Source organism: Aquibaculum sediminis, from assembly GCF_040712085.1.
Taxonomy (GTDB): Bacteria; Pseudomonadota; Alphaproteobacteria; order Kiloniellales; family DSM-21159; genus Aquibaculum; species Aquibaculum sediminis.
This window is the reverse complement of record NZ_JBFCVK010000007.1, coordinates 73,425-95,849: the sequence shown is the minus strand read 5'-3', so window position 1 is coordinate 95,849 and position 22,425 is coordinate 73,425. Positions and strand designations below refer to the sequence as shown.

Annotated in this window: 19 protein-coding genes and 2 tRNA genes; 10 read left to right on the top strand and 11 right to left on the bottom strand. The window is 64.2% G+C overall.

Features of this window, described 5'->3' with window-relative positions:
- Nucleotides 1-138: 138 nt before the first annotated feature.
- The gene (locus tag ABZ720_RS12655) at nt 139-1,149 is read left to right on the top strand and encodes a divergent polysaccharide deacetylase family protein (protein ID WP_366555890.1); all 1,011 of its coding nucleotides are present in this window, start codon (nt 139-141) and stop codon (nt 1,147-1,149) included.
- Here the strand turns inward: ABZ720_RS12655 and ABZ720_RS12650 are convergent.
- From ABZ720_RS12650 to ABZ720_RS12630, 5 genes are all read right to left on the bottom strand, one after another.
- Nucleotides 1,079-1,897 (bottom strand): TVP38/TMEM64 family protein, encoded by an 819-nt coding sequence (locus ABZ720_RS12650; protein WP_366555889.1) that lies wholly within the window; start codon nt 1,895-1,897, stop codon nt 1,079-1,081. The two genes, ABZ720_RS12655 and ABZ720_RS12650, sit on opposite strands and share 71 nt — an antisense overlap.
- Nucleotides 1,894-2,568, bottom strand: a complete 675-nt coding sequence (locus ABZ720_RS12645) for a gamma-glutamyl-gamma-aminobutyrate hydrolase family protein (protein ID WP_366555888.1) — start codon at nt 2,566-2,568, stop codon at nt 1,894-1,896. Before ABZ720_RS12645 ends, ABZ720_RS12650 begins: the two co-directional genes overlap by 4 nt.
- Nucleotides 2,565-3,578: an amidoligase family protein gene (locus ABZ720_RS12640; protein WP_366555887.1), complete on the bottom strand. Its 1,014-nt coding sequence runs from the start codon at nt 3,576-3,578 to the stop codon at nt 2,565-2,567. The genes ABZ720_RS12645 and ABZ720_RS12640 overlap by 4 nt, the downstream gene beginning before the upstream one ends.
- A gap of 64 nt (nt 3,579-3,642) precedes the next feature.
- Complete coding sequence (trpE, locus tag ABZ720_RS12635; protein WP_366555886.1) at nt 3,643-5,148, bottom strand: anthranilate synthase component I; 1,506 nt, start codon at nt 5,146-5,148, stop codon at nt 3,643-3,645.
- Nucleotides 5,149-5,152: 4 nt separating this feature from the next.
- Nucleotides 5,153-7,024: a SurA N-terminal domain-containing protein gene (locus ABZ720_RS12630; protein WP_366555885.1), complete on the bottom strand. Its 1,872-nt coding sequence runs from the start codon at nt 7,022-7,024 to the stop codon at nt 5,153-5,155.
- Between the two features lie 197 nt (nt 7,025-7,221).
- Here ABZ720_RS12630 and tpiA point away from each other — a divergent pair, with 197 nt between their 5' ends.
- From tpiA to ABZ720_RS12605, 5 genes are all read left to right on the top strand, one after another.
- Nucleotides 7,222-7,989: a triose-phosphate isomerase gene (gene tpiA / locus ABZ720_RS12625; protein WP_366555884.1), complete on the top strand. Its 768-nt coding sequence runs from the start codon at nt 7,222-7,224 to the stop codon at nt 7,987-7,989.
- Nucleotides 7,990-8,091: 102 nt separating this feature from the next.
- Nucleotides 8,092-8,445 (top strand): preprotein translocase subunit SecG, encoded by a 354-nt coding sequence (secG, locus tag ABZ720_RS12620; RefSeq protein WP_366555883.1) that lies wholly within the window; start codon nt 8,092-8,094, stop codon nt 8,443-8,445.
- A 201-nt stretch (nt 8,446-8,646) separates the two neighbouring features.
- Nucleotides 8,647-10,272, top strand: coding sequence for a CTP synthase (gene pyrG / locus ABZ720_RS12615; protein ID WP_366555882.1), 1,626 nt, complete (start codon nt 8,647-8,649; stop codon nt 10,270-10,272).
- Nucleotides 10,273-10,290: 18 nt separating this feature from the next.
- Nucleotides 10,291-11,151 carry a 3-deoxy-8-phosphooctulonate synthase gene (gene kdsA / locus ABZ720_RS12610; RefSeq protein ID WP_366555881.1) on the top strand — a complete coding sequence of 287 codons (861 nt, stop codon included), beginning with the start codon at nt 10,291-10,293 and terminating at the stop codon, nt 11,149-11,151.
- A gap of 116 nt (nt 11,152-11,267) precedes the next feature.
- Nucleotides 11,268-11,528 (top strand): hypothetical protein, encoded by a 261-nt coding sequence (locus tag ABZ720_RS12605; RefSeq protein ID WP_366555880.1) that lies wholly within the window; start codon nt 11,268-11,270, stop codon nt 11,526-11,528.
- A 96-nt stretch (nt 11,529-11,624) separates the two neighbouring features.
- Here ABZ720_RS12605 and ABZ720_RS12600 read toward each other — a convergent pair whose 3' ends face one another.
- The 4 genes from ABZ720_RS12600 to ABZ720_RS12585 are packed head-to-tail and all read right to left on the bottom strand — an operon-like array spanning nt 11,625 to nt 16,830.
- Nucleotides 11,625-11,753 (bottom strand): hypothetical protein, encoded by a 129-nt coding sequence (locus ABZ720_RS12600; protein ID WP_366555879.1) that lies wholly within the window; start codon nt 11,751-11,753, stop codon nt 11,625-11,627.
- 20 nt (nt 11,754-11,773) lie between these two features.
- Nucleotides 11,774-12,982 carry a formate dehydrogenase subunit gamma gene (locus tag ABZ720_RS12595; RefSeq protein WP_366555878.1) on the bottom strand — a complete coding sequence of 403 codons (1,209 nt, stop codon included), beginning with the start codon at nt 12,980-12,982 and terminating at the stop codon, nt 11,774-11,776.
- A gap of 13 nt (nt 12,983-12,995) precedes the next feature.
- The gene (gene fdh3B / locus ABZ720_RS12590) at nt 12,996-13,598 is read right to left on the bottom strand and encodes a formate dehydrogenase FDH3 subunit beta (protein ID WP_366555877.1); all 603 of its coding nucleotides are present in this window, start codon (nt 13,596-13,598) and stop codon (nt 12,996-12,998) included.
- A gap of 10 nt (nt 13,599-13,608) precedes the next feature.
- Nucleotides 13,609-16,830 carry a formate dehydrogenase subunit alpha gene (locus tag ABZ720_RS12585; RefSeq protein WP_366555876.1) on the bottom strand — a complete coding sequence of 1,074 codons (3,222 nt, stop codon included), beginning with the start codon at nt 16,828-16,830 and terminating at the stop codon, nt 13,609-13,611.
- Between the two features lie 238 nt (nt 16,831-17,068).
- Between ABZ720_RS12585 and ABZ720_RS12580 the strand changes: the two genes are divergently transcribed.
- The 4 genes from ABZ720_RS12580 to ABZ720_RS12565 all read left to right on the top strand — a co-directional run bounded on the left by ABZ720_RS12580 (nt 17,069) and on the right by ABZ720_RS12565 (nt 18,409).
- The gene (locus ABZ720_RS12580; RefSeq protein ID WP_366555875.1) at nt 17,069-17,824 is read left to right on the top strand and encodes an aromatic ring-hydroxylating oxygenase subunit alpha; all 756 of its coding nucleotides are present in this window, start codon (nt 17,069-17,071) and stop codon (nt 17,822-17,824) included.
- Nucleotides 17,825-17,886: 62 nt separating this feature from the next.
- Nucleotides 17,887-17,963 (top strand) — tRNA-Pro (locus tag ABZ720_RS12575).
- A gap of 35 nt (nt 17,964-17,998) precedes the next feature.
- The gene (locus tag ABZ720_RS12570; RefSeq protein WP_275823588.1) at nt 17,999-18,304 is read left to right on the top strand and encodes an ETC complex I subunit; all 306 of its coding nucleotides are present in this window, start codon (nt 17,999-18,001) and stop codon (nt 18,302-18,304) included.
- 28 nt (nt 18,305-18,332) lie between these two features.
- A tRNA-Arg gene (locus ABZ720_RS12565) sits at nt 18,333-18,409 on the top strand.
- A gap of 212 nt (nt 18,410-18,621) precedes the next feature.
- On the opposite strand, the gene ABZ720_RS12560 is transcribed toward ABZ720_RS12565, so the two are convergent.
- Complete coding sequence (locus ABZ720_RS12560; RefSeq protein ID WP_366555874.1) at nt 18,622-21,309, bottom strand: ATP-binding domain-containing protein; 2,688 nt, start codon at nt 21,307-21,309, stop codon at nt 18,622-18,624.
- Between the two features lie 511 nt (nt 21,310-21,820).
- Nucleotides 21,821-22,390, bottom strand: a complete 570-nt coding sequence (nusG, locus tag ABZ720_RS12555; RefSeq protein ID WP_366555873.1) for a transcription termination/antitermination protein NusG — start codon at nt 22,388-22,390, stop codon at nt 21,821-21,823.
- Nucleotides 22,391-22,425 lie beyond the last annotated feature (35 nt).

Sequence of the window (22,425 nt, the reverse complement as noted above, 5' to 3'; positions counted from 1 at the left end):
GCAACCCAGCGAAGGGCGAGAAAGCGCCAGCACAAGAGCAGGTCCCGACGCAGAGGAGGCGAGCCAGTCGGAGACCAAGTCTGCTACACTGGGCCGAGAGCCTCGTTGGCGGGGCAGGTGCTGGAGGCGGATTTTTTCATGCCCATCAGAGTACCGAAGGGCGTCGTGCGCGGTGCGATCCTGGGTCTGGCGTGTCTGGGCGCTGCATTGGGTGCCCTGGCCGGCGGTGAGCGGGAAGCGGCCAAGCCGTTGGCACCGGTCCTTGCAGCTGAACGCACGGTCCTGGCTTTGCCTCCGCCCGATCCCTTGCAGCCGACACCGCTGGCACGCATGCCGTCGCCGCCGGAAGCACCGGCGTCCTTCGGCTTCCCAAGACCGCCGACGCTTCGGGAACCAGCGGCCTGGCAGGAGCACGGTGTGCCCGTGGCGGCGGCTGAAGGGCGGCCGCGCATCGTGGTGGTGATCGATGACCTGGGGCTGAATCGCCCGGCAACGCGTCGAACCGTGGCTCTACCGGGTCCGCTGACCCTGTCCTTCATGACCTACGCCGATGGCCTGGCTGGTTTGAGCCAGGGCGCACGGGCAGCGGGACACGAGGTGATGCTCCATCTGCCCATGGAACCCTCGAATCATCTCGATCCGGGACCAAGGGCGCTCCTGCTGTCCGATGCCCAGGCAAAGCAGCGCGCCAACCTGCGCTGGAGCCTCGACCGGCTCGAGGGCTATGTCGGAGTCAACAACCACATGGGCAGCGCCTTCACCGCCGACGAACCGGGGATGCGGCTGGTCATGGCCGAGTTGCGCCGGCGGGGGCTGCTGTTTCTCGATTCCCGCACCTCGGCCGAGACGAAGGGACCCGTGTTGGCGGAGGAGCTTGGGGTGCCGCTGGCCGAGCGTCACGTGTTCCTCGACCACGAGGTCTCGCGCGACTTCATCCGGCAGCAGCTTGCAGAGACCGAAAGCATCGCGCGCCGTGACGGCGTCGCCATAGCCATCGGCCATCCCTATGCCGAGACGCTGGACGCCCTCGCCGCATGGCTTCCGGGCCTGTCGGAGAAGGGCTTCCAGCTTGTCCCTGTCAGCGCGGTGGTTCGTGTGGAGTCTGAGGAGATTCCTCCCCGTCTGATAGCGGTTCCGGGCGCGGGTTGATCTTCCGTCCCATCAGGCGCCGCAGCAGCATGGGCGCCAGCGCAAACAGCAGGGCCACGCAAACGAGGGCGATGGCCTTGGGGGTCAAGAGATCTGCCAGCTCCGGCGTGCCCCCAGCATCGATGACCTCTCCCAGGCCGGCTCCGAACGTGGCATAGACGAAGGTTAGCGGGATCGCGCCAATAAGCGTCCCAAGCACGAAGGGACGAAAACGCACGCCGAGCAGGCTGGGTGCGATGTTGACCACCCAGTAGGGCATCACGGGCGTCATGCGCAAAGTGACGATGTAGGTGAAGGCATTGGCTTGAAACCCAGCCTCGAGCCCCCGGAGATAGGGCCCGATCAGGCGGGCGAAGCTCTCGCGGAAGGTATGACCGGCGATCAGGAAGGCCAGGGCGCCGCCCAGCGTCTGGGCCAGGACGGACAGCAGCGTTCCCGCCAGCGGACCGAAGAGGAATCCGGAGAAGATCTGCAGGATCGCCACCGCCGGAATGCAAAAGAGGGTGACCAGGACCAATGAAATGAGAAACAGGGCCGTGATCTTCACGGGGCGCGCGTCGAGCGCCGCGCGTGCGTCTTGGCTGCGCTCGGCCAACTGCTCGAAACTGAGCCAGTCCCCAAGGTCGAAGAAGAACCAGGCACCCAGCACGCCCGCCAGGATCAACAGCACCATGGCCTGACGCAGGCGCTGCAGGTTTCGAGCCGCGCTTGGCGCGGCCTGGCCGCCTTCGCTCTCCGGCTGGGTCATCCCGAGGGCCCCCGAGCCGCCGCAACGAGCCGCCGAAAGAGTTCCTGCTGGCCGCGGTGAAAGGGCATCAGTTCGGGGTGCCACTGCACGCCGATGAGAAAGGGGTGGTTGTCGTTCTCGATGGCCTGCACGATGCCGGAATCGTCACGGGCGATGGCCCGCAGATCGCGACCGAGCCGGTCCACGGCCTGATGGTGCAGGGAATTCACCTTCAGCCGCTCGCGGCCCAGGATGCCATGCAGCCGGCTGTCGATGCGCAGGTTGATCCACTTCCGGGGCAGGGCCGTGCGCATGCGCGGCAGATCCTCGAAGAGCGCGTGAATGTCGGGCAGCAGGCTGCCGCCATAGTAGACGTTCATGATCTGCGCGCCGCGGCAGATGCCCAGCACGGGAAGTTTGCGCTCCTCGGCCAGAGCCAGGGCTTCCATCTCCAGGGCGTCGCGTTCGGGGTCGAGGCGGGTTTCCAGGATGAGATCCTGGTCATAGAGCCGCACATCGATATCGTCGCCGCCCCCGATCAGCAAGCCATCCACCGCACTGAGGTCGACCCGCTTGCCGGGATAGACCCGCACACTGCGGGCGCCGGCCCGCAGCAGGGCAATGCGGTTCATCACGGCCGTGAAGAGGGCGCGACGGCGGGAACTCGTGACGGCTATCAGCGGTGCTCTCAAGAGCCGCCGTTCTCCATCCAACGCCGGGACAGCTTCGCCCAGTCATCGGAGATCAGCTTGTTATCGTTTTCGTGCCAGGCCTGCATCGTGGCGCGCAGACGCTCGCAATCGGCTGCCAGTCGCTCCACAGCCACCCAGCGGTTCCACTCCTGCACCACGGACCAACCCTCCATGCCGAGCGATGCGTTCGGCAGACGATAATGGAAAGTGGGGCGTGCCTTCACCAGGGTCATGTCGACCACGTCGGCTATGCGCTTCTCATCGAGAAAACGGAAGAGCGGCAGCAGGTCGAGTTCCCGGTTGCGCGTCGGGTTGTGCTCCAGGAAATCATCGATCAGTTCGCCCAGCTCCGGTGCGTAGTCCTCCTTCAGGATGAGGCGCAGGTACGCGTTGGGAAAGCGGTCGACAAAGGGCAAAAGGCGCCGGGTCATGTCAACCTCGATGCTGGCCCGCAGCCACTCCGATGCCAGGCAGTAGGCTTGGATATGGCGTCGCAGGTACTCGGCCTCGAAGGAGGCCACCTCGGGGTTGAACTGCATCCCGAAGCCGTAGATCACCGATTCCTGTGTGCCTTCCGCCCCGGCCTCGGTGAGCGCGTCGGCCAGGCGATCGAAAGCCGGCATTTCAGTGTAGGCCACCGGTGGGGCGACGATCTCGACCGGCAGCCAATAGCGGGTGATATCGCCAAAGAAGCTCCCGGCCTTGCGCGCCAGATCCTGGGCCTGGCGGTCGTCCACCAGCCCGAACAGCAAGTCCTTGAGGCTGCGGCTGTCCTCCTCGGTCGTGTGGACGTGATGGCTGTCCAGCTTGCATTCGAAGTCGCCGTAGCAGGTGTCTTCGACCTGAAAGCTGTAGGGGTCATGCTCGACCAGGCGGCCACCGAACAGCTCGCGCACGCAGTTGGCCGCCTGGAGCGCATCAAGACCGGCAAACTCGATCTCCACCCCCACCCGGCGCAGCGCGCCCTCGGCGTTACGGGTGAGCGGTGGGTGTTGCAGCGCGTCGGCCATGTTTCGGAAGCCCTGTTGAATCACCCTCGATGACCTGTCGGCCCGGCGGCGGGACAGGATGAGGTCATCCCCGCCGGGCAAATCGCACCGCTTCCTCGGCGGCGCGGATCAGGGCGCGGGCCTTGTTGCGGCATTCCTGGTGCTCGCTCTCCGGATCACTGTCGGCCACGATGCCGGCACCCGCCTGGATGTGCAGCATGCCGTCCTTCACCAGCGCCGTGCGCAGTCCGATACAGGTATCCATGTCACCGTTGGCACCGAGATAACCAAACGCACCGGCATAGGTTGCCCGGCGGTCGGGTTCCAATTCCTCGATGATCTCCATCGCCCGAACCTTGGGCGCGCCGGACACCGTTCCCGCAGGAAAGCCCGCTACCAGTGCGTCGATCGCATCATAGCGCGGGTCTATACGGCCGTCGACATTGGAGGAGATGTGCATGACGTGGCTGTAGCGTTCGACCACGAACTGCTCCGTCACGCGGACGCTGCCCACCTGGGACACGCGGCCAACGTCGTTGCGCCCAAGGTCGAGCAGCATGAGGTGCTCGGCACGCTCCTTGGGGTCGGCCAGGAGCTCCTCGGCCAGTGCGCGGTCCTCGTCCGGCGTCGCCCCGCGTTTACGGGTGCCCGCCAGGGGCCGAATGGTGACCACGCCATCGCGCAGACGGACCAGCACTTCCGGCGATGAGCCGACCACAGAGAAATCGCCGAAATCCAGATAGAAGAGGAAAGGCGAAGGGTTTAGGCGCCGCAAAGCGCGGTAAAGCTGGAAGGGCGGCAGCGTGAAGGGCACGGAAAAGCGCTGGGCGAGGACGACCTGATAGATGTCACCGGCGGCAATATAATCCTTTGCCTGCTGCACCATCTCGTGAAAGCGCTCGGGGCTGAGATTGGAGCTGGGATCCGGCAGTTCACCGGCGTCTTCGTGCCGCTCCCGGCGATAGGGCAGGGAGCGCTCGAAGTCCGCTGTGACTTCCGAAAGGCGCTCGCAGGCCAAGTCGTAGGCCGCTTGGGCCGAACGTTCTCCGTCGGGCCAGACCGGCGAGACCACGGTCACCAGGTCTTCGACGCGGTCGAAGATGGCCGTGACTGTCGGTCGGACAAAGATGCTGTCTGGCACGCCGAGCACGTCCGGGTTCTTCTCCGGCAGGCGCTCCATCAGGCGCACCATGTCGTAGCCGGCATAGCCGATCAGTCCGGCCGCCATCGGTGGCAGGTGTGCCGGGATTTCCACACGGCATTCGCGCGACAGCGTGCGCAGATTCTCCAGCGGGTGACCGCTTTGTGTCTCGAAGGCATCGGGCTGCACGCGCGCCCGGCGGTTGATCTCGCTCGTTGTGCCGCGGCAGCGCCAGACCAGATCGGGCTTCAAGGTGATGAAGGAGTAGCGGGCAATGGTCGTGCCGCCCTCAACCGATTCGAACAGGAAGGAGAAGGGCTGCCCCTCCGCCAGTTTCAGGAAAGCGGAAACCGGTGTTTCGAGGTCGGCAACGAGCGTGGTCCAGACGACCTGCGGCTTTCCGGCATTGTAGGCTGCGCGAAAGCTCTCGAAATCAGGATGAATCTGCACGGGTTCAGAATTCCAGAAGGACGTCGTCGATACGCCGCTGATTGAAGGTCACCCCGTATTCGGCCTCGAGCGCCAGTCGGAAGGACTGCTCCATGTCTTGGCGTAGGCGACCGCTGGTGTCCTGCCGGAGTTCTGACAGGGCCTGTTCCGCCGTTTCGGGATCGGCACTCTCGATGCTTTCCAACACCGCGAGCAGGGGCCATTCCGGCCCGGAAGCGACGATTACCTCACCCACGTTGGCCTCGAACAGCTGCTCGATCAGTTCCGGAGAGGGGTCGCGGCCCTGCCGCTGCACGTCCGGCGTGCTCTGTAGCTCGAGCCCTTCGGCTTCCGCAAGTGCACTCAGCGACTCGCCGTTGTGCAGGCGCTCGGCCAGCTCATCGGCTCGTTCGAAGGCAAGGGCTTCACGTTCCTGCACCTGCCAGTTGGCGAGCACATCCTCGCGGACCTCCTCGAAGGGCCGTGCGGCCGGCGGAATGATGCCGTCCACTCTGAGCACGAAATAGCCGCCGGCCTCGGTTTCCACCAGCAGGCTGGTGTCCCCGGCCTGGGTCGAGAAGACGGTCTCGATGAAGCGCTCACGTGCCGGCAGGTCTTCGACGCTCTCGCCCTGACGGTCTTCGCCCGAGCGGTCGATGGCGTCTGCCTCTTGCAGTCGCAGATTTAGGTCGGCCGCCGCTTCCTCGATCGCCGCGCCCGCCGCCAGGAGGTCGTCGAGCCGGTTCGCGAGGGCAATGGCGCTTTCGATCGCCTCGTGCTCGCTTAGCTCGACGGCGAGTTCGTCTTGCACTTCCTCGAAGGGGCGTACGCTTTCCTCCTCGACCTCGACGATGCGAATGAGGTGCCAGCCAAAGGCTGATTCCACCGGTTCAGTGACGTTGCCTTCCCCCGCACTGAAAACCGGACCGGACAGTGCCTCGGGCATGTCCTCGCGCGCCACCAGGCCCAGATCAATGGGGGCAGTGCCGGTCATGTCCTCCGCCACGGCGGAGAAGCTTGCGCCGGAGACAAGGCGTTCCCGTGCCGCTTCGGCCTCGCTTTCGTCCTCCAGGAGGATCTGCTCGACGCGGCGGCGTTCCGGTTCGCTATAGAGATGCATCCGCTCATCGTAGGCCGTGCGGAGTTCCTCTTCGGGGAAGTTCTCACCATCCACGAGCGCGGCCGGATCGATGTGCAGCCAGCTTACCTCGCGGTACTCGGGCGCCTGGAACTGGTCGACGAGGTTCTCGTAGTGGGCCTGCAGTTCCTCCTCGCTCGGCTCGGGGAGTGAATCCGCTGCGTCCGGCTCGACCACGACATAGTCGGCAGTACGGCGTTCGTTGCGATAGGCATAGAGCCCCCCTGCCAGAGCCGTGGGGGCTTCGACGCCACCGAGCACAGCCGAGAGCAGGCGGCTGCGCAGCATCTCGTCGTGGAGTTCTTGCACCAAATCCGCTTCGGTCAGCTGTCCCATCCGCAGGGCCTGCTCGTAGCGGAAGCGGTCGAACTGGCCCTGTTCGTTCTGGAACGCCGGAACTGAAAAGATTTCCTGACGCACCTGCTCGTCGGTCACGGTCAGGCCAAGTTCCCGGGCGTGCGCTTGATACAGACGTCGATTGACGAGGTTGCTGAGGATCTGCTGCGGCAGACCAAGCGCCTGTGCCTGTTGGATATCGAAGTCGCCGCCGAGCATCTGGCGCAAGCGGTTGTACTCGCTGCTGAAGGCGCGCCGGAACTCCTCCTGGGTTACTTCCTGCTCGCCCACTTCAGCGACCACCGGGGCGGCCGTGCGTCCCCGGAACATGTCGCCGATGCCCCAGACGGCAAAGCTGAGGATCAGCAACCCGAAGAGTGCGTAGAGAAATACCTTGGCGACGACGCCGCGCAGCTTGCCCATGAATTTCCGCCCAACTGTGTAACGCGCTCCGCCTGCAGTGCGGGTGCCGCGGCATCCTAAGGAGCGTGCCGCTTCCGGGCAACAGATAGCAGAGGCTCTTGCGGCAAGTGCCATCGTGCCGACTGGCAGCTAGGGGCGGCACATGCTAAAGCCTAGCTGTCTGCAGTGTGGATGACTGGTGCACGAGGAGGGGTCCGATGCGGCGCAAGCTGATCGCCGGTAACTGGAAGATGAACGGCCTGAGCCGGGATGGCCTGTCACTGGCGGAAGCCCTGGCTGGAAAGCTGGAGGAAGCCGGTGTGGCCGGCACGCCGCCCTCCTGCGATCTGCTGATTTGCCCGCCCTTCGTGCTGCTGCCCCTTTTGCGCTCGACAGTCAGCAATGCCGGTATCGCCCTGGGCGGTCAGGATTGTCACCCGGCCGAAAGCGGCGCGCACACCGGCGATACCAGCGCAGAAATGCTGGCGGATACGGGATGCACTTTCGTGATCGTCGGCCACTCCGAACGGCGCCAGGACCATGGCGAAAGCAGTGAACTGGTTGCGGCCAAGGCTGCTGCGGCCCTGTCGGCGGGCCTGACCCCAGTCATCTGCGTTGGAGAAACACGCGAAGAGCGCGATGCCGGACGGGCACTGGAGATCATCGAGACTCAGGTAAGGGAATCGCTCCCGGCCGCTGGCGGGTCGAGCGAACTTGTGCTCGCCTATGAGCCGGTCTGGGCGATTGGCACCGGTCTCACAGCGACATCTGCGGATGTCGCCGAGGTGCACGGGGCGATTCGCAAGGTGTTAGAGGACCTGCGCGGCGAAGCAGTAGCGCAGGCGACGCGCATACTCTATGGCGGTTCCGTGAAGCCGGCGAACGCGGCGGAGCTGCTCGGCACGGCCGACGTGGACGGGGCTTTGGTGGGCGGCGCGAGCCTCAAGGCCGAAGATTTTTGGGCCATCGCCGCCGCTTGCCCCTAGAACGAGCGGCCCAGAGCAGTTATATCCGCGCGCAGCAACCCGGCGCCCGTTCAGGGCGCGGGGCGTGATGCATGCTTATCGTTGAGAGAAGGCGGTTTCGCCATGATGCAGGTTCTACTCGTTGTCCATCTCCTGGTCGTTCTGGCGCTGATTGGTGTCGTGCTGATGCAGCGCAGCGAGGGAGGAGCGCTGGGAATCGGCGGTGGTTCCGGCGGTGGCGGCGGCATGGGCGGCCTCATGTCCGGCCGTGGCACGGCGAACTTCCTGACCCGCACCACCGCGCTCTTGGCAGCGGCCTTCATGGTGACCAGCATTCTGCTGACCATCCTGGCCAGTGGCACCACGCAGCAGCGTTCGATCGTCGACACGCCCTTGATCCCTTCGGCGCCGGCTCCGATCGAGTCGCAGCCTTCCGGTGACGGTCAGCCCGAAGCGCCGGCAGTCCCGGTTCAGTAGCCCTCGGCTTCGGCTGTAGGGGCACCACCCATCGCGGCGTCAGCCCGGCCACGCCCGTTTCGGCAGGCATAGGGGCTGAGCGATGGGCTTCGATTTGTTCGGTTTTCGGTCCGACAGGACCCGTTGAAATCTCGCGCGCTCAGGAGAGTCCCGATCTGGGGGGCTTGCCGAGTGCGGCTTTTGCGCGGATAAGGGACGCCCATGACGCGGTTCATCTTCATCACCGGCGGCGTGGTATCCTCATTGGGGAAGGGGCTGGCGGCAGCGGCCCTGGGTGCGCTGCTGCAGGCGCGCGGCTTCAAGGTGAGGCTGCGCAAGCTCGACCCCTATCTCAACGTGGACCCGGGGACCATGAGTCCCTATCAGCACGGCGAGGTCTACGTCACTGACGACGGGGCCGAGACCGACCTTGATCTCGGCCACTATGAGCGCTTCACCGGGGTCACCTCTCGCAGCAGCGACAGCGTCAGCACCGGCCAGATCTATAGCCGCATCATCGCCCGGGAGCGGCGCGGCGACTATCTCGGCGCCACCGTTCAGGTCATCCCGCACGTCACCGACGCCATCAAGGAGTTCATCCGTTCCGACCTGGTGGACGAGGATTTCTGCATCTGCGAAATCGGCGGCACGGTCGGCGACATCGAGAGCCTGCCCTTCCTGGAGGCCATCCGACAGCTTGGCAATGAGCTGGGCCGCTCGCGCTCGCTCTTCATGCATCTCACCCTGCTGCCCTACATCTCGTCGGCGGGTGAACTGAAGACCAAACCGACCCAGCATTCCGTCAAGGAGCTGCAATCGGTCGGCATACAGCCTGACGTCTTGCTCTGCCGGTCCGAGTATCCCATCGACAAGGATGCCCGGCGCAAGCTGGCGCTCTTCTGCAATCTGCGGGAGGATGCCGTCATCCAGGCGTTGGATGTGGACACCATTTACGCCGTGCCCCGCGCCTATCACGAAGAGGGCATGGATGCCGTTGTCTGTCGGCATTTCGAGCTGGAGACCGGCGCGCCCGATCTGACGATCTGGGACCGCATCACAGACACCGTGCGCCATCCTGATGGCGAGGTCACCATCGGCGTGGTCGGCAAGTACACCAGCTTGATCGATGCCTACAAATCGCTGGCCGAAGCCCTAATTCACGGCGGAATCGCCAATGGCGTTCGGGTAAACGTCAACTGGCTGGATGCGGAGATCTTCGAGCAGGAAGGCCATCTGCAGCAGCTGGAAGGCGTGCACGGGATCCTGGTGCCCGGCGGCTTCGGCGAACGGGGCACTGAAGGCAAGATCGCCGCAGCCCACTTCGCGCGCGAACGCAAGGTTCCCTACTTCGGCATCTGCCTCGGAATGCAGATGGCGGTGATCGAGGCCGCACGTCATCTGGCCGGGCTGGAAGGCGCCGGCTCCAGCGAGTTCGGCCTGCCCAATCCGCCCATTGTCGGCCTGATGACCGAATGGACGAAGGAAAACCAGGTGGAGCGTCGCGGTTCCGACAGCGACCTGGGAGGAACCATGCGCCTGGGTGCCTATCCGGCGGTCCTTGCGCGGGGCAGCAAGGTGCACGAGATCTACGGCAAGGGCGAGATCCAGGAACGCCACCGGCATCGCTATGAGGTCAACGTCAACTACAAGGATGCGCTGGAACGCGTCGGGCTGCATTTCTCCGGCCTCTCGCCGGACGGTGAGCTGCCGGAGATCGTCGAGGTCCCCGGCCACCCCTGGTTCATCGGGGTGCAGTTCCATCCCGAACTCAAATCGAAACCCTTTGCGCCGCACCCGCTATTCACCTCCTTCATCCGGGCCGCGGTCGAGCAATCGCGCCTGATGTAGCGCCTGAGAGGACAGAGCATGAGCAGTTCCACCCCGCGTGCCCCGGTTCACGTGAAGATCGGGTCCCTGACCCTGGGCAACGACCTTCCCCTGGCGATCATCGCCGGCCCCTGTGCCATGGAAAGCCGGGCACATGCCCTGGAGATGGCACAGGCGCTCACGGAGATCTGCAGCGGTCTCGGCGTTGGGCTGATCTACAAGTCCTCCTTCGACAAGGCCAACCGCACCAGCCTCACGTCCAAGCGCGGCATCGGGCTGAAGGAGGCCATGCCGATATTTGCCGAGGTGCGTGAGACCTACGGTTGCCCGGTGCTGACCGACGTGCACGAGGCAGGGCAGTGCGCGCCCGTCGCGGAGAGCGTCGACGTGCTGCAGATTCCGGCCTTCCTGTGCCGGCAGACCGACCTGCTGATTGCCGCTGCGCAGTCCGGCGCCGTGGTCAACGTCAAGAAGGGCCAGTTCCTGGCGCCCTGGGACATGCGCAACGTGGCTGAGAAGGTGCGCGCCTCGGGCAATGAGCGCGTCATGCTGACCGAGCGCGGGGTGTCATTCGGCTACAACACGCTGGTGACCGACCTGCGTGGCCTGCCGATCATGGCGCAGACCGGCTGCCCCATCGTTTTCGATGCCACCCATTCGGTGCAGCAGCCGGGCGGACAGGGGGCGACCTCCGGTGGACAGCGGGAGTTCGTGCCGGTGCTGGCCCGCGCAGCCGTCTCCGTCGGCGTCGCGGCGGTCTTCATGGAGGTGCACCAGGATCCGGACAATGCGCCGAGCGACGGCCCGAACATGGTGCCGCTGCATCAGTTCAAGGAGCTGCTGGAAACCCTGGTGGCCTTCGACAAGCTCGCGAAGCAGCGGCCGGTGAGCCTCGCGTAGTCCTAGCATTAAGGCGCCTGTTGGTCCGGATAAGGTCATAGAACTGTCCTTGGGCGTAATCGGCGGCCGCGCTTATCTCCTTGAGCCAGGCACAAACCTGTAACAGGGAGAGTCGAATGCTCGACCGAACCAAAGTCACCTGGGCCGCCCTGGCCGTCTCGGCTATTGCCCTTGCCGCCTGCAGCGGCTCATCGAACCCTTATCGCAGCCAGGCCTCCTCGCCGACCGTCAGCTATTCCTATCAGGAAGGCAGCGACTTCGACGAGGTGAAGGAGCAGGCGGAGGACTACTGCGATGAGGAGTTCGACCGCGACGCCGTTCTGCTGGACAGGGACGGCGAAGGCGAGCGCATGGAAGCCACCTTCTCCTGCCAGTAACGGCGAGCGAAGGCGGCTACACTGACTGAAAAAGCCTCTCCCCATCGATGGTGGGGAGAGGCTTTTTGCCGTTCGCGGTTGCTTGACTGTCCGAGCTCAATCCAGGTGCAGGGTCGCAGCCGGGCGATAGCCGCCGGCACTGTCGATGGCAAAGCTCGAGTAGATGAAAAGCGTCGCTGCTGCCAGCAAGCAGGCCACGATCACACCGCCAACAAAAGCCCTCACTCCATCCTCCTCTGCAAGGCTCATCCAGGTTCACGCGTTGCCGGAGTGCGCCGCGCGTGCGAACGAGCCTTTCCCTTGGTCAAAAGGTCTTCGAACCACAGGCTGTGGTGTTCCTTGGCCCAGTTGCGGTCCACGCGGCCGGACCACATAGCCTCGAAGGCACCTTCCATGCCGATCGTGCCGATGTAGATGTGGCCGATGATGACCCCGATCATGAGCAGGCCGACAACTACGTGGACCGTCTGGCTGAGCTCCATGCCGCTGTAGCCGAGCCACAGGAAGGGGAACATCAGCGACAGGCCGCTGGCCACCAGCACAAGGCCGCCCAGGATGACCAGCCAGAAGACCAGCTTCTGTCCGGCGTTGAACTTGGGCGCAGGGGGATTGAGCGACTGCTCGCGGCCCATGCCACCGCCGCGCTTCAGCCATTCCCAGTCGACCCGTTTCGGCAGATTCTGCGCGATCCAGGCAAAGAACATCACGATCAGGCCGATGGTGAAGGGGATGATCAGGGCGATGTGCAGCCAGGCGCTGCCACTGGCGAGGTCGGCAAAGGTTTGAGGGCCCAGCCATGGGCGTATCAGGTCGCGGCCGTAGAGGATCACCACGCCTGTGAGCGCAAGAAGCACGAAACTAACGGCCGTCATCCAATGATTGGCGCGTTCGAAGGCGTTGAACCGGACAATGCTCTCACCGGCGAAGCCTTCCTCCACACGCACGCGACCGCGCCAGGCGAGGAACAGTGCCAGAAGTGCGCTGATCCCGAAAATGTAGACGCCGCCGCCGAATACGACCCAGTTGTTGCGGAAGGCACGCCAGCTTCTGCCCTGCGGCTGGGAGAAGACACCGAGCACCTCGCCGGGAAGGACGCTCTGCCCCTCGACGAAGCGCCGGGGTTGCAGCAGGTCGCCCTGCGCTTCCGTGCGCGACAGCCAGAGCTCGACCCGCTCTTCCGAGGTCTGTTCAGCCGATCGCGCCTCGTCCGTTGCAACGGGGGTCTGTTCACCTTCCGGCGAGGGGCCGGTGTCGCCGCGCCAGCGCTGCAACTGCGCGCGTTCGACCAAGGTGGAGTAGTCCGCCGCGTTCTCGGCCACGGGATCCGGCGTCCCGCCGCCGATCACGCCGTCGGTGGGGACGACCCGGTCACTGGATGAGAAACCGGAGTAAAGCGTCCAGACGAGCAGGGCGAGGAACACGAGCGCTGCTAATCCCCCGATGGCACGTACCATTGGCCTAGCCCCCTCAGCTACCCGTGCGCGGCCCGTAGTAGGCCGTCTCCCAGCCCCAGGCGCCGCTGCCATAGCCGCGTCGCTGGACCCGTTCGCGATAGATCTCCGCCAGCTGATCGCCGTCGCCGGCAAGCAGCGAGCGGGTGGAGCACATCTCGGCACAGAGCGGCAGCTTGCCTTCCGCGATGCGGTTTCGGCCGTACTTGCGCAATTCCGCTTCGGAGCCGGCTTCTTCCGGTCCGCCGGCGCAGAAGGTGCATTTGTCCATCTTGCCGCGGCTGCCGAAGTTGGACTGCTGCGGGAACTGCGGCGCCCCGAAGGGGCAGGCGTAGAAGCAGTAGCCGCAACCGATGCAGAGATCCTTGTCGTGCAGCACGATGCCATAGTCGTTCTGGTAGATGCACTCCACGGGACACACGGCGATGCAGGGCGCATCGGTGCAGTGCATGCAGGCGATGGAGAGAGAGCGTTCCTGACCTTCCTCGCCGTCGTTCACCGTAAGCACGCGCCGGCGCACCATGCCCCAGGGCACGTCGTGCTCATTCTTGCAGGCGACGGAACAGGCATTGCATTCGATGCAGCGTTCGGCGTCGCAGAGAAACTTCATCCGGGCCATTGCGGGCTCCTTATGCGGGCTCGATGCGGCAGAGGGTGGCTTTCGACTCCTGCATCAAGGTGACCGGGTCGTAGCCGTAGGTCGTGGCGGTGTTCGCGGCTTCGCCCACCACATAGGGCACCGTGCCTGCGGGGTAGCGGCCGCTGAAGTCTTCGCCCTGGAACCAGCCGCCAAAGTGGAAAGGCATGAAGACGGTGCCGCGGCCCACCCGGTTGGTGATCAGGGCGGGAACGCGCACCCGCGCTCCCTCGGGTGTGTGCAGCCACAGTTCGCTGCCGGCCTGAATACCGGCCGCGGCGGCATCGCTGGGATTGATCTCCGCGAACATGCGGGGTTGGAACTCGGCGAGCCACTTGTTGGAACGGGTGGAATCGCCGCCACCTTCATGCTCCACCAGACGGCCGCTGGTCAGGATCAGCGGGAAGTCCTGCGAGAAATCCCGCTGCTGAATGGTGCGGTAGAGGATCGGCAGGCGATAGTCCCGCCGGTCTTCGTAGGTCTCATACTCGGGAAGCAGGTCGCGGCGCGTCGTGTAAAGCGGCTCACGATGGATCGGCACCGGGTCCGGGAAGTTCCAGGCCAGGGCGCGCGCCTTGCCGTTGCCGAAGGGCGCCAGGCCGTGCGCGATCGCAACGCGCTGGATGCCGCCCGAAAGGTCGGACTTCCAATTGATCTGCAAGAGGGCCTCAGTGAAGGGATTCTCCTCCAGCGGTGCCTCCTCTTCGGAATCGGAGCCACCGCCGAACTCCATCTCGCCGAAGCCTTCCTCGGTCTGCTGACCCTGATCGGCTGATTCAGTCTCGTTCGATTCTTCCTCCTGCGGATTCTCCGCAATGGGAGGGCGATTGGTTTCATAGGTCTCGATCGCCTGCTCGCGCAGACTGCTGCCCTCGGCGCCGGGCTGAGTGCTGCGGCGCTGTTCCGGGGAGAGTCGGAGATCCTGCTCGTCCAGCAGTTCACGCAGGCGGCTCTCGGCCTCCTCGTCGGACAGATCCAGCAGGCCGGGCTCGTAGGCTTCGGCTGCCGTGGCCACCATTGCCAGCGCCTCCTGGGGCCGGAATTCCCCGTTCCAGCCGAACTTGGTCAGCATGGCGAGGGTGATCTCGGGGTAGCCGTCCTCGATTTCCGATTCCGGTGGCGCGCTGCCTTCGGCCAGCAGGTTGTCGCCCTGATACTCCACGCCCCAGCGGGCGCGGAAGGGTAGCCCTCCCTCGGAAACGGCTTTGCTCGCATCGTAGAGCAGCGGCGTCCCCGGGTGGCCGAGTTCCGGCGTACCCCAGCAGGGCCAGGGAAGGCCGTAGTACTCGCCCTCCACCGGCGCGCTCATGCCCAGGCAGGTGGTGGTGTCGAACTTGTCCTGGTGCTCCATGTGGCGCTTCAGGCGCTCCGGGCTCTGGCCGGTGTAGCCGATGGTCCAGGTGCCGCGGTTGATCTCGCGCAGCAGGTCCTCCGGCAGCGGCTGGTCGTTCTCCACGGTGATCTGGTTGAAGAGCTCTTCGGCAAAACCGAACTTACGGGCCAGCAGATAGGTGATCTCGTAGTCGCTCTTGGCCTCGAAGATCGGCTCCACCACCCGTTCGCGCCATTGCAGTGCCCGCTGGGAGTTGGTGACGGAACCGGCGATCTCCATGGTGTAGCCCGAGGGCAGGAGATAGACGCCGTCGCGCCGTTCCCCCAGCACCGCCGCCAAGGTGGGATGGGGGTCGATGACCAGCAGTGTATCGAGCTGCTCCAGCGCCCGTTTCGCGTCGGGCTGGCGGGTCTGGGAGTTCACGGCGTGTCCCCAGAACACCATCCCGCGCAGCTGCGTCGGCTGGTCCAGGTTCTCCGTTGCCTCCAGCACGCCGTCGAACCAGCGGGACACCGGCATGCCCGTCGTTTCCATCAGCTCCTGCGAGGTGAAGCGGCTCTTCAGCCACTCGTAGTCCACATCCCAGACCCGGGCCCAGTGCTGCCAGGCCCCTTGGCTCAGGCCGTAGTAGGCGGGCAGGGTGCTGGCATCGAGTCCCAGGTCGGTGGCGCCTTGAACATTGTCATGGCCACGGAAGATGTTGGTGCCGCCTCCGGCGACGCCGATGTTCCCGAGCGCAAGCTGGAAGATCGAGGCGGCGCGGGTGTTGGCATGTCCCTTTGTGGACTGGGTCAGCCCCATGCACCAGACCAGCGTTCCGGGCCGGTTCTCCGCCATGATGCGGGCCACGCGCTCCACCTGGTCGGCCGCAACACCGGTGATGTTCTCCACCACGTCGGGCGGATAGTTCTCGACCTCGGCGCGGATCTCCTCGAAGCCATAAACGCGGCTGGCGATGTAGTCCTGATCCTCCCAGCCGTTGCGCAGGATGTGCCAGAGAACGCCCCAGAGGAAGGCGATGTCCGTGCTGGGCCGGATCCGCACATACTCCGTGGCGTGAGCCGCGGTGCGGGTGTAGCGCGGGTCGACGACGATGAAGTGCGCCCCCTGTTCCTTGGCGTGCAGCAGGTGCAGCATGGAAATGGGGTGGGCTTCTGCGGGGTTGCCGCCCAGCAGGAAGATGGCCTTGCTGTTGTGGATGTCGTTGAAGCTGTTGGTCATGGCGCCGTAGCCAAAGGTGTTGGCCACGCCGGCGACCGTGGTGGAGTGGCAGATCCGTGCCTGGTGGTCGACGTTGTTCGTGCCCCAGAAGGCGACGAACTTGCGCATCAGGTAGGCCTGCTCGTTGGAAAACTTGGCCGAGCCCAGCCAGTACACGGCCTCCGGACCCTCGCGCTCACGGATAGCCAGAAGCCGATCCCCGACCTCCTCGATGGCCTCCGACCATGACAGGCGGCGCCACTGGCCGTCCTCCAGCTTCATCGGATACTTCAGGCGGCGTTCGCCCAGCGCCACTTCCCGCGCCGCCGCACCCTTGGCGCAGTGCGTGCCCATGTTGATGGGGCTGGCGAAAGCGGGTTCCTGGCCGATCCAGACGCCGTTCTGCACCTCGGCGATGATGCTGCAGCCGACGGCGCAGTAGGGGCAAATGGTCTTGCGCTCCTCGATTGCGCCGGTCTGCGCCGGCTCCTGCGCCGGAGCCTTGCGCACCCGGGTCGCCGGCAAAGTGCCCAAGGCGGCGAGTCCCGCAACCGCCATGCCAGAGCCCTTCAGGAAAGTCCGCCGGTCAACGGTGCCGATGCTTGCAATTGGCGCAGCCATGCGCCGCGTCTTGGCGCCGGTTAGGGGCCGGGTGATGGAAGATGTACGCTTCTTCAGCATGACGGCCTCACGAACAGCTGGCGCTTCATGCCATGACGCTCGGACCTACACTTCCAGTTGGACATTGCCCCACCTCCAAAGCGATCAATCTCCAAGCAAAATAACGACGGGGTCGCGGCAAGGTTCCATCGAGGCTGGAATCTGACTTCATTGCCGTGGCCTCCGGCGTCTTGTCGCATTGCAATTGTGGCGCGATTTCCGGCAGACTTGCCGCCGCACTTAACCCGGGGAGGCGTGGATGACGGCTTCGCTGCAGCGGAATCTGCCAGCGCACTTCTATGTCGACCCAGGCGTCCACGACGCCGAGCGACAGGCGATCTTCCGCCGCACCTGGCAATTGCTGGGACCGGAAAGCCAGGTGGCCGCGCCCGGCGACTATCTCGCGGTCGAGCTGGCCGGGTGGCACCTTTTTGTACTGCGTGGGCGCGACGGTGTCCTGCGCGGCTTCCACAATCTTTGCCGCCACCGCGGCGCGCGTCTGTTGGCGGAAGGGCAGGGGCGCTGCAGCCTGCTGCGCTGCCCCTATCACAACTGGGTGTATGACCAGGAGGGGCGGCTGCAGAAGGCGCCCTGGTTCGGCGAGCATCCGGATTTCCGCCTCGAGGACTGGCCGCTCAAGCCCGTGTCGGTGGCAAGCTGGCGCGGCCTGCTTTTCCTGGCGATCGCGCCGGAGCAGGAGCTGGTCGAGCAGCTGGGCGATCTGCCGGAAGAACTGGCAGACCATCCCCTCGAGTCCTTCACCGCGGTCGCCACCCGGCGCTTCGTGATGGCGGCGAACTGGAAAACCTACACCGACAATTTCGTCGAGCAAACCATCGAGGGCAACTGCGCCATCGTGGAGGAGGATTTCGGCATCTGCGAGGAGACGCAGCGCAACTATGCCTCCGGCGCCTATAGCCCGGGCCCGCTCAGCCCGCGCCACGAACCCGGGGTCGCCTACTTCCAGCAGCGGGTGCAGGCGAGCCTGGCGCCCGAGGAACAGGCCGCGCAATAGCGGCGCTGGTTGCTTGACCCTGGCGCGGCGAGGGCCTAAACCCCGATGCGAAGTGCGGCGCGCGGGGCGTAGCGCAGTCTGGTAGCGCATCTGCTTTGGGAGCAGAGGGTCGCTGGTTCGAATCCGGCCGCCCCGACCATGCCGCAGCGGAACCTTGAACGGACGGAAAGAGCCATGCAGGTGCGGATCTTCCAGCTTCCCAAGACGGCCATGCAATCAGGCCGCGGCAACACCCGGCGCTGGGTGCTGGAGTTCGAGCCCGCCGCGCCGCGCAGCATCGAGCCGCTGATGGGCTGGACCTCCTCGCCCGACACGCGCCAGCAGCTGCGCCTCTGGTTCGAAACCGCGGAGGAAGCCGTGGCCTATGCCGAAAAGCATGGCTACATGTACAGCGTCGAGCGGCCGCGCGAGCGCACACTGCGTCCCAAGGCCTACGCCGACAATTTCCGCGTCGACCGCCTCAACCGCTGGACCCACTGACTCCGCCAGGCCCGCCACCCTGGCCAAAGCGCCCTTAGCTCAGCTGGATAGAGCAAGTGCCTTCTAAGCACTAGGTCGCAGGTTCAAGTCCTGCAGGGCGCGCCATTTCCCACTGTGTTCATTCCTGAGACATAGGTAACAGTTTGTACCTAAGACATGGGTGACACCCTGGGTCCGAACGGGTTGTCGATAGTCTGCAGGGTTCTCCGTTCCAAGTCGATGTATTGTTCATTCTATAACTAATCCGTGAACTTGGAGGGGCGCGGTGGAGGGACTGTTTCGATCGGGAGCGGTGAACGCGCTCCCGATCGAAACCATCACCGCTTCCAGTCTGCGGCGAAGCTATCGCGCAGCGGCTCAATCTTGCGTGGAAGCGCGGTACTGTTACAGGTGAGCCCGAGATAAGTGGCCGCGCGCGTGGCGCCGACATAGAGGTACTTGTCGAACAGGTCCGGCTTCATCTTCGCCAGCGTATCCACGCCGACGAAGAATACAGCCTCGAACTCCAGCCCCTTGATGTGCTGCACATCGAAGACGCGAATGTCGTTCTCCTGCCCCGCAAATTGCCCTTTGTAGCAGGCAACGACGTTAAGATTCTCTTCCACCAGGGCCGCTATTAAGCCTTCCGCGAGTGGCCCGACATCCACCTCGTCATTCACGAGAATCGCGACCGAAGGGAGCTGCTTTGTGAACTGCTCAATCTCGACAATCCGCTGGGCAAGCCAGCTTACGATGTCTTCGTGACTTGCGAGACCGGTCCCGAGGACCGGTGCCACCCCCTCGTTATCGACATCCTTTGGCAGCGCTATATCAACGGTGTCATCGGAGCAGAGCCGTACGATCTCAGTCGCCAGTTGGCTCAACTGGCGACTGTGGCGGTAACTGACCTGGATGGGCCGGACTTCGATTTTGGGCGAGGCCCAGCGCATTTCGTCGGCGGATCGGCTGCCCCAAGCGGTGATGCGCTGGTTGAAGTCGCCGCAGGCGAAGAAGGATTGAATTCCAGGACTGGCGAGCGCGCCCATGCAGGCGAGCTGCACGGGCGAGAAGTCTGTGGCCTCATCGACCATGACCTGATTTCTGATCACGCCCAAATAGTCCTTTAGCGGGGCATAGGCGGGGTCGTCGATGTTGCGCAGGATCGTGCGGTCCTGGAGCAGGGATGAAGCCGCACGCATCACGCAGAGGAGCATTACGTCGATCTCCAGCGGATCGACGTCGTTCGCTGCGATCGTATCGGCAGTGTACCAGCTGTTCTCTGCCTGGCGAGTGCGGCGGAAATGACGATAGCGGCCCGCAATGCCGTTAATGTACCGCCGCACCGGGTGGGTGAAGCGACGAAGCGCCCCCTGTACTTGCAGGCTCTCACCGAGCGCCCGCAGTTCGTCTTCCGGCAAGGTTCGCTCGCCGATCCAATCTGCGATCCGTCCTGCCCGAGTGTCCTTGCCGATGGAGCGATGATTTACACGGGCGCGCGCCTGACTGCGCACGTTACGCATATAGGCTCTCGCGGCTCTGGCGTCCCTCGTGCGCGGTGATTGCGCCTGACCGTCTTCTTCTTCCTCGGCGTCCACCTCATCAGAATCGTCATCGGCGTCAGCCAGGTTGTCCAGGAACCGCGCCAGTTCTTCAAGGAACTGCCGGTCCCTATTTACAAGCATGTTCAGTTGTCTGCGAATGGTGCCATCTGTTTCCTCTTTGAGCACTTGCAGCAAATCAGTAACGCGCTCCTCCGTAGCGGCCAGCGCTGTTATCGTGCGCGCGAACGAGTCGGCGCCGGCGTCGTCAACAATCGCTGCCAGTTTCTCCGACAACCTCCGGGCTTCCTCGGTCTTGGAATTGCTGAGCAGCGCGACGGCGCCTTTCAGATTGTCTCGGAAGTGCCCATACTGCCAATTCGCGAAATCCTCGTACCAAGCGGTCTGTCGTGAGAGCAGGTCGGGCCGCGTGAAGAAGGCGTTGCTTCTGAGAACAAACGGCCCTCCGCCATTCGACGTACGCAGGATGAGAAAGCGGTCGCGTGCAAGGTCGAGTCGAAAGCGCGCCCAAGTCGAGATTCTTTGGTCCGGTGCGGCGATGTGCTCTCGGGCAAACGCCTCCTTGAGGTAAACCTTCAGGAGGTCGGTGGGCGTAAACATCATCCAGCTGTCGGCGTGCGACGGCGAGCCGTCGAAGCGCGCGGCATCGGCAAGGCGGCGCTCGTCATCGTCCAGATATTCGCGGTCGAGCTTCTGCCCAAGGCGGCGGATTAGTGTCGTCGTCTTACCCGTGCCAGGCGGGCCGACGATCAGAATCTGCCTGTTCAGCGGCAACCGGAATATCTCGTCCTGGTAGCGGTCGAGAATCGGTTGGTCGCGTAGGCCCATCTTCGTGATGACACTGCGGCGAATGCCTTCGATGACATTGGCGGCCTTCTCGTCCGCCGCAAGAATACTGGCGAGTATCTCATCGCCAATGTCGGCGGTCGGGATGACGGCCAGCGCCTCCCTCATCGAAACAACGGTTATGGGCCCGTATGTGTCGCCTTCGAGTACGGAGTTACGCGAGTCCCAGAGGCCTTCGGGTCGGAGTGGGTGGAGGATTACCTTTTCGACAATGACGCCAGATATGCCGCCAATTTTGAAATCCTCGCCTACAGAGAGTGCGGCAAGCCGTCCGGCCGGCGCGTTGCGGCCTGCAAGTTTCGTGGTTGGGTCGAGTGCCGCATATGGCGTATCGCGGGTGATGTAGTATATGATGAACTTGCCAGCGTCCGTCCGGACCAGGACACGCGCGATCGCTGGTTCGCGGGACTGGGACTCAAGACTGCGGCGTTTCGTAGCGTCGATGCCGCTGAGCTTCTTTATCGCCTCGTGAGAAGTGAACGTGTTGACGCTCGCGAAAGCATCAGGGCCTATCGTGTTCGGCTCACGCAACTGAGCATCCGCTGAGGCCGCGATCGCTTCCAGGACACCGAGCGTTTCGCCCGACACGCGTTCGATATCGTTATTGTGGTTTGTAGTCATGCAACCCATGCCCCCCATCCTGACGCAATTTTTCAGCTTTTCGGGAACAATAGGCAACCCTGTTGGGAGAGTGCGCCAAGCGCTAAGGCCGACCACCTGGACAATTACTCAGCAATAACAATGCTATAGTGGCTCCACACTTTGGCCTCTCGGGTTCGCCATGGCATCGGTAGTAATTGTTGAGACATAGGTAGCAAATGGCAATTGGTGGCGCCCCGAGACGGTTTAGGCAGGCTTGCCGTGCCTCATACATCGTCCGAATCGGAAATCGCGTCGATGTACGCCTGATCGTCCCTCGCATGCCTGCTCGTCGCAATGATTTGCGATTGACGATGCGCTTGCTGTGGGAAGGAGATCGCGGGCGGGCTTATGTTACATTCACGAATCAGCTTCGATATGGGTCTAGGCTTCGACGAATTTACCATAATTTGCCCCGCATAATGAAAAGCAGCGATGCGATACCCCATCAGAACGGCGCTTACAGTTAACTGATAGGCTCGTTGTCGACATCCTACACGCCTTGCAGCGCATCCAGCTGTGCCGAGACCCGGGTGGGGCGGCCCAGGATGTCGAGGAGGAGCCAGACGCGCTCTTGCGAGTCGAGCTTTTCGATCCGGGCGACGAAGTCGGCGAAGGGGCCCTTGGTCACGCGCACGCTGTCGCCCGGGGCGAATGCGGTGGGCGGCTGGAGCTGGCCTTCGCCATCGCAGCGGGCCATGAGCTCGGCGACGAGGGCAGGGGGCACCGGGGCCGGGTCGCTCCCGAAGGCGACCAGGCGGGTGATGCCATAGGTCGCGTTGATCTTGCGCCAGCCACCGCTTGCCGGATCGAAGGAAACGAAGAGATAGCCTGGGAACAGCGGCTGCAGCGCCTCGACGAAGCGGCCGCGCTGACGGCGGGTGACCATTTGCTGCGGCAGGAAGACCGGAAAGTGCTGGCGCTGCAGATTGCGCTCGGCGATGTGCTGGCAGTTCGGCTTGAACTGGGCCAGAAACCAAGCCCGTTCGCTGACGGACTCCGGCGGCTGTCCTCGCGCGGAGGGTGCCGTGCCCTCTGCTGTGCTGCCCCTGTTCGCTGTCACGACCCCACCCCTGCGATCCGTCGATTTTCCGTAGA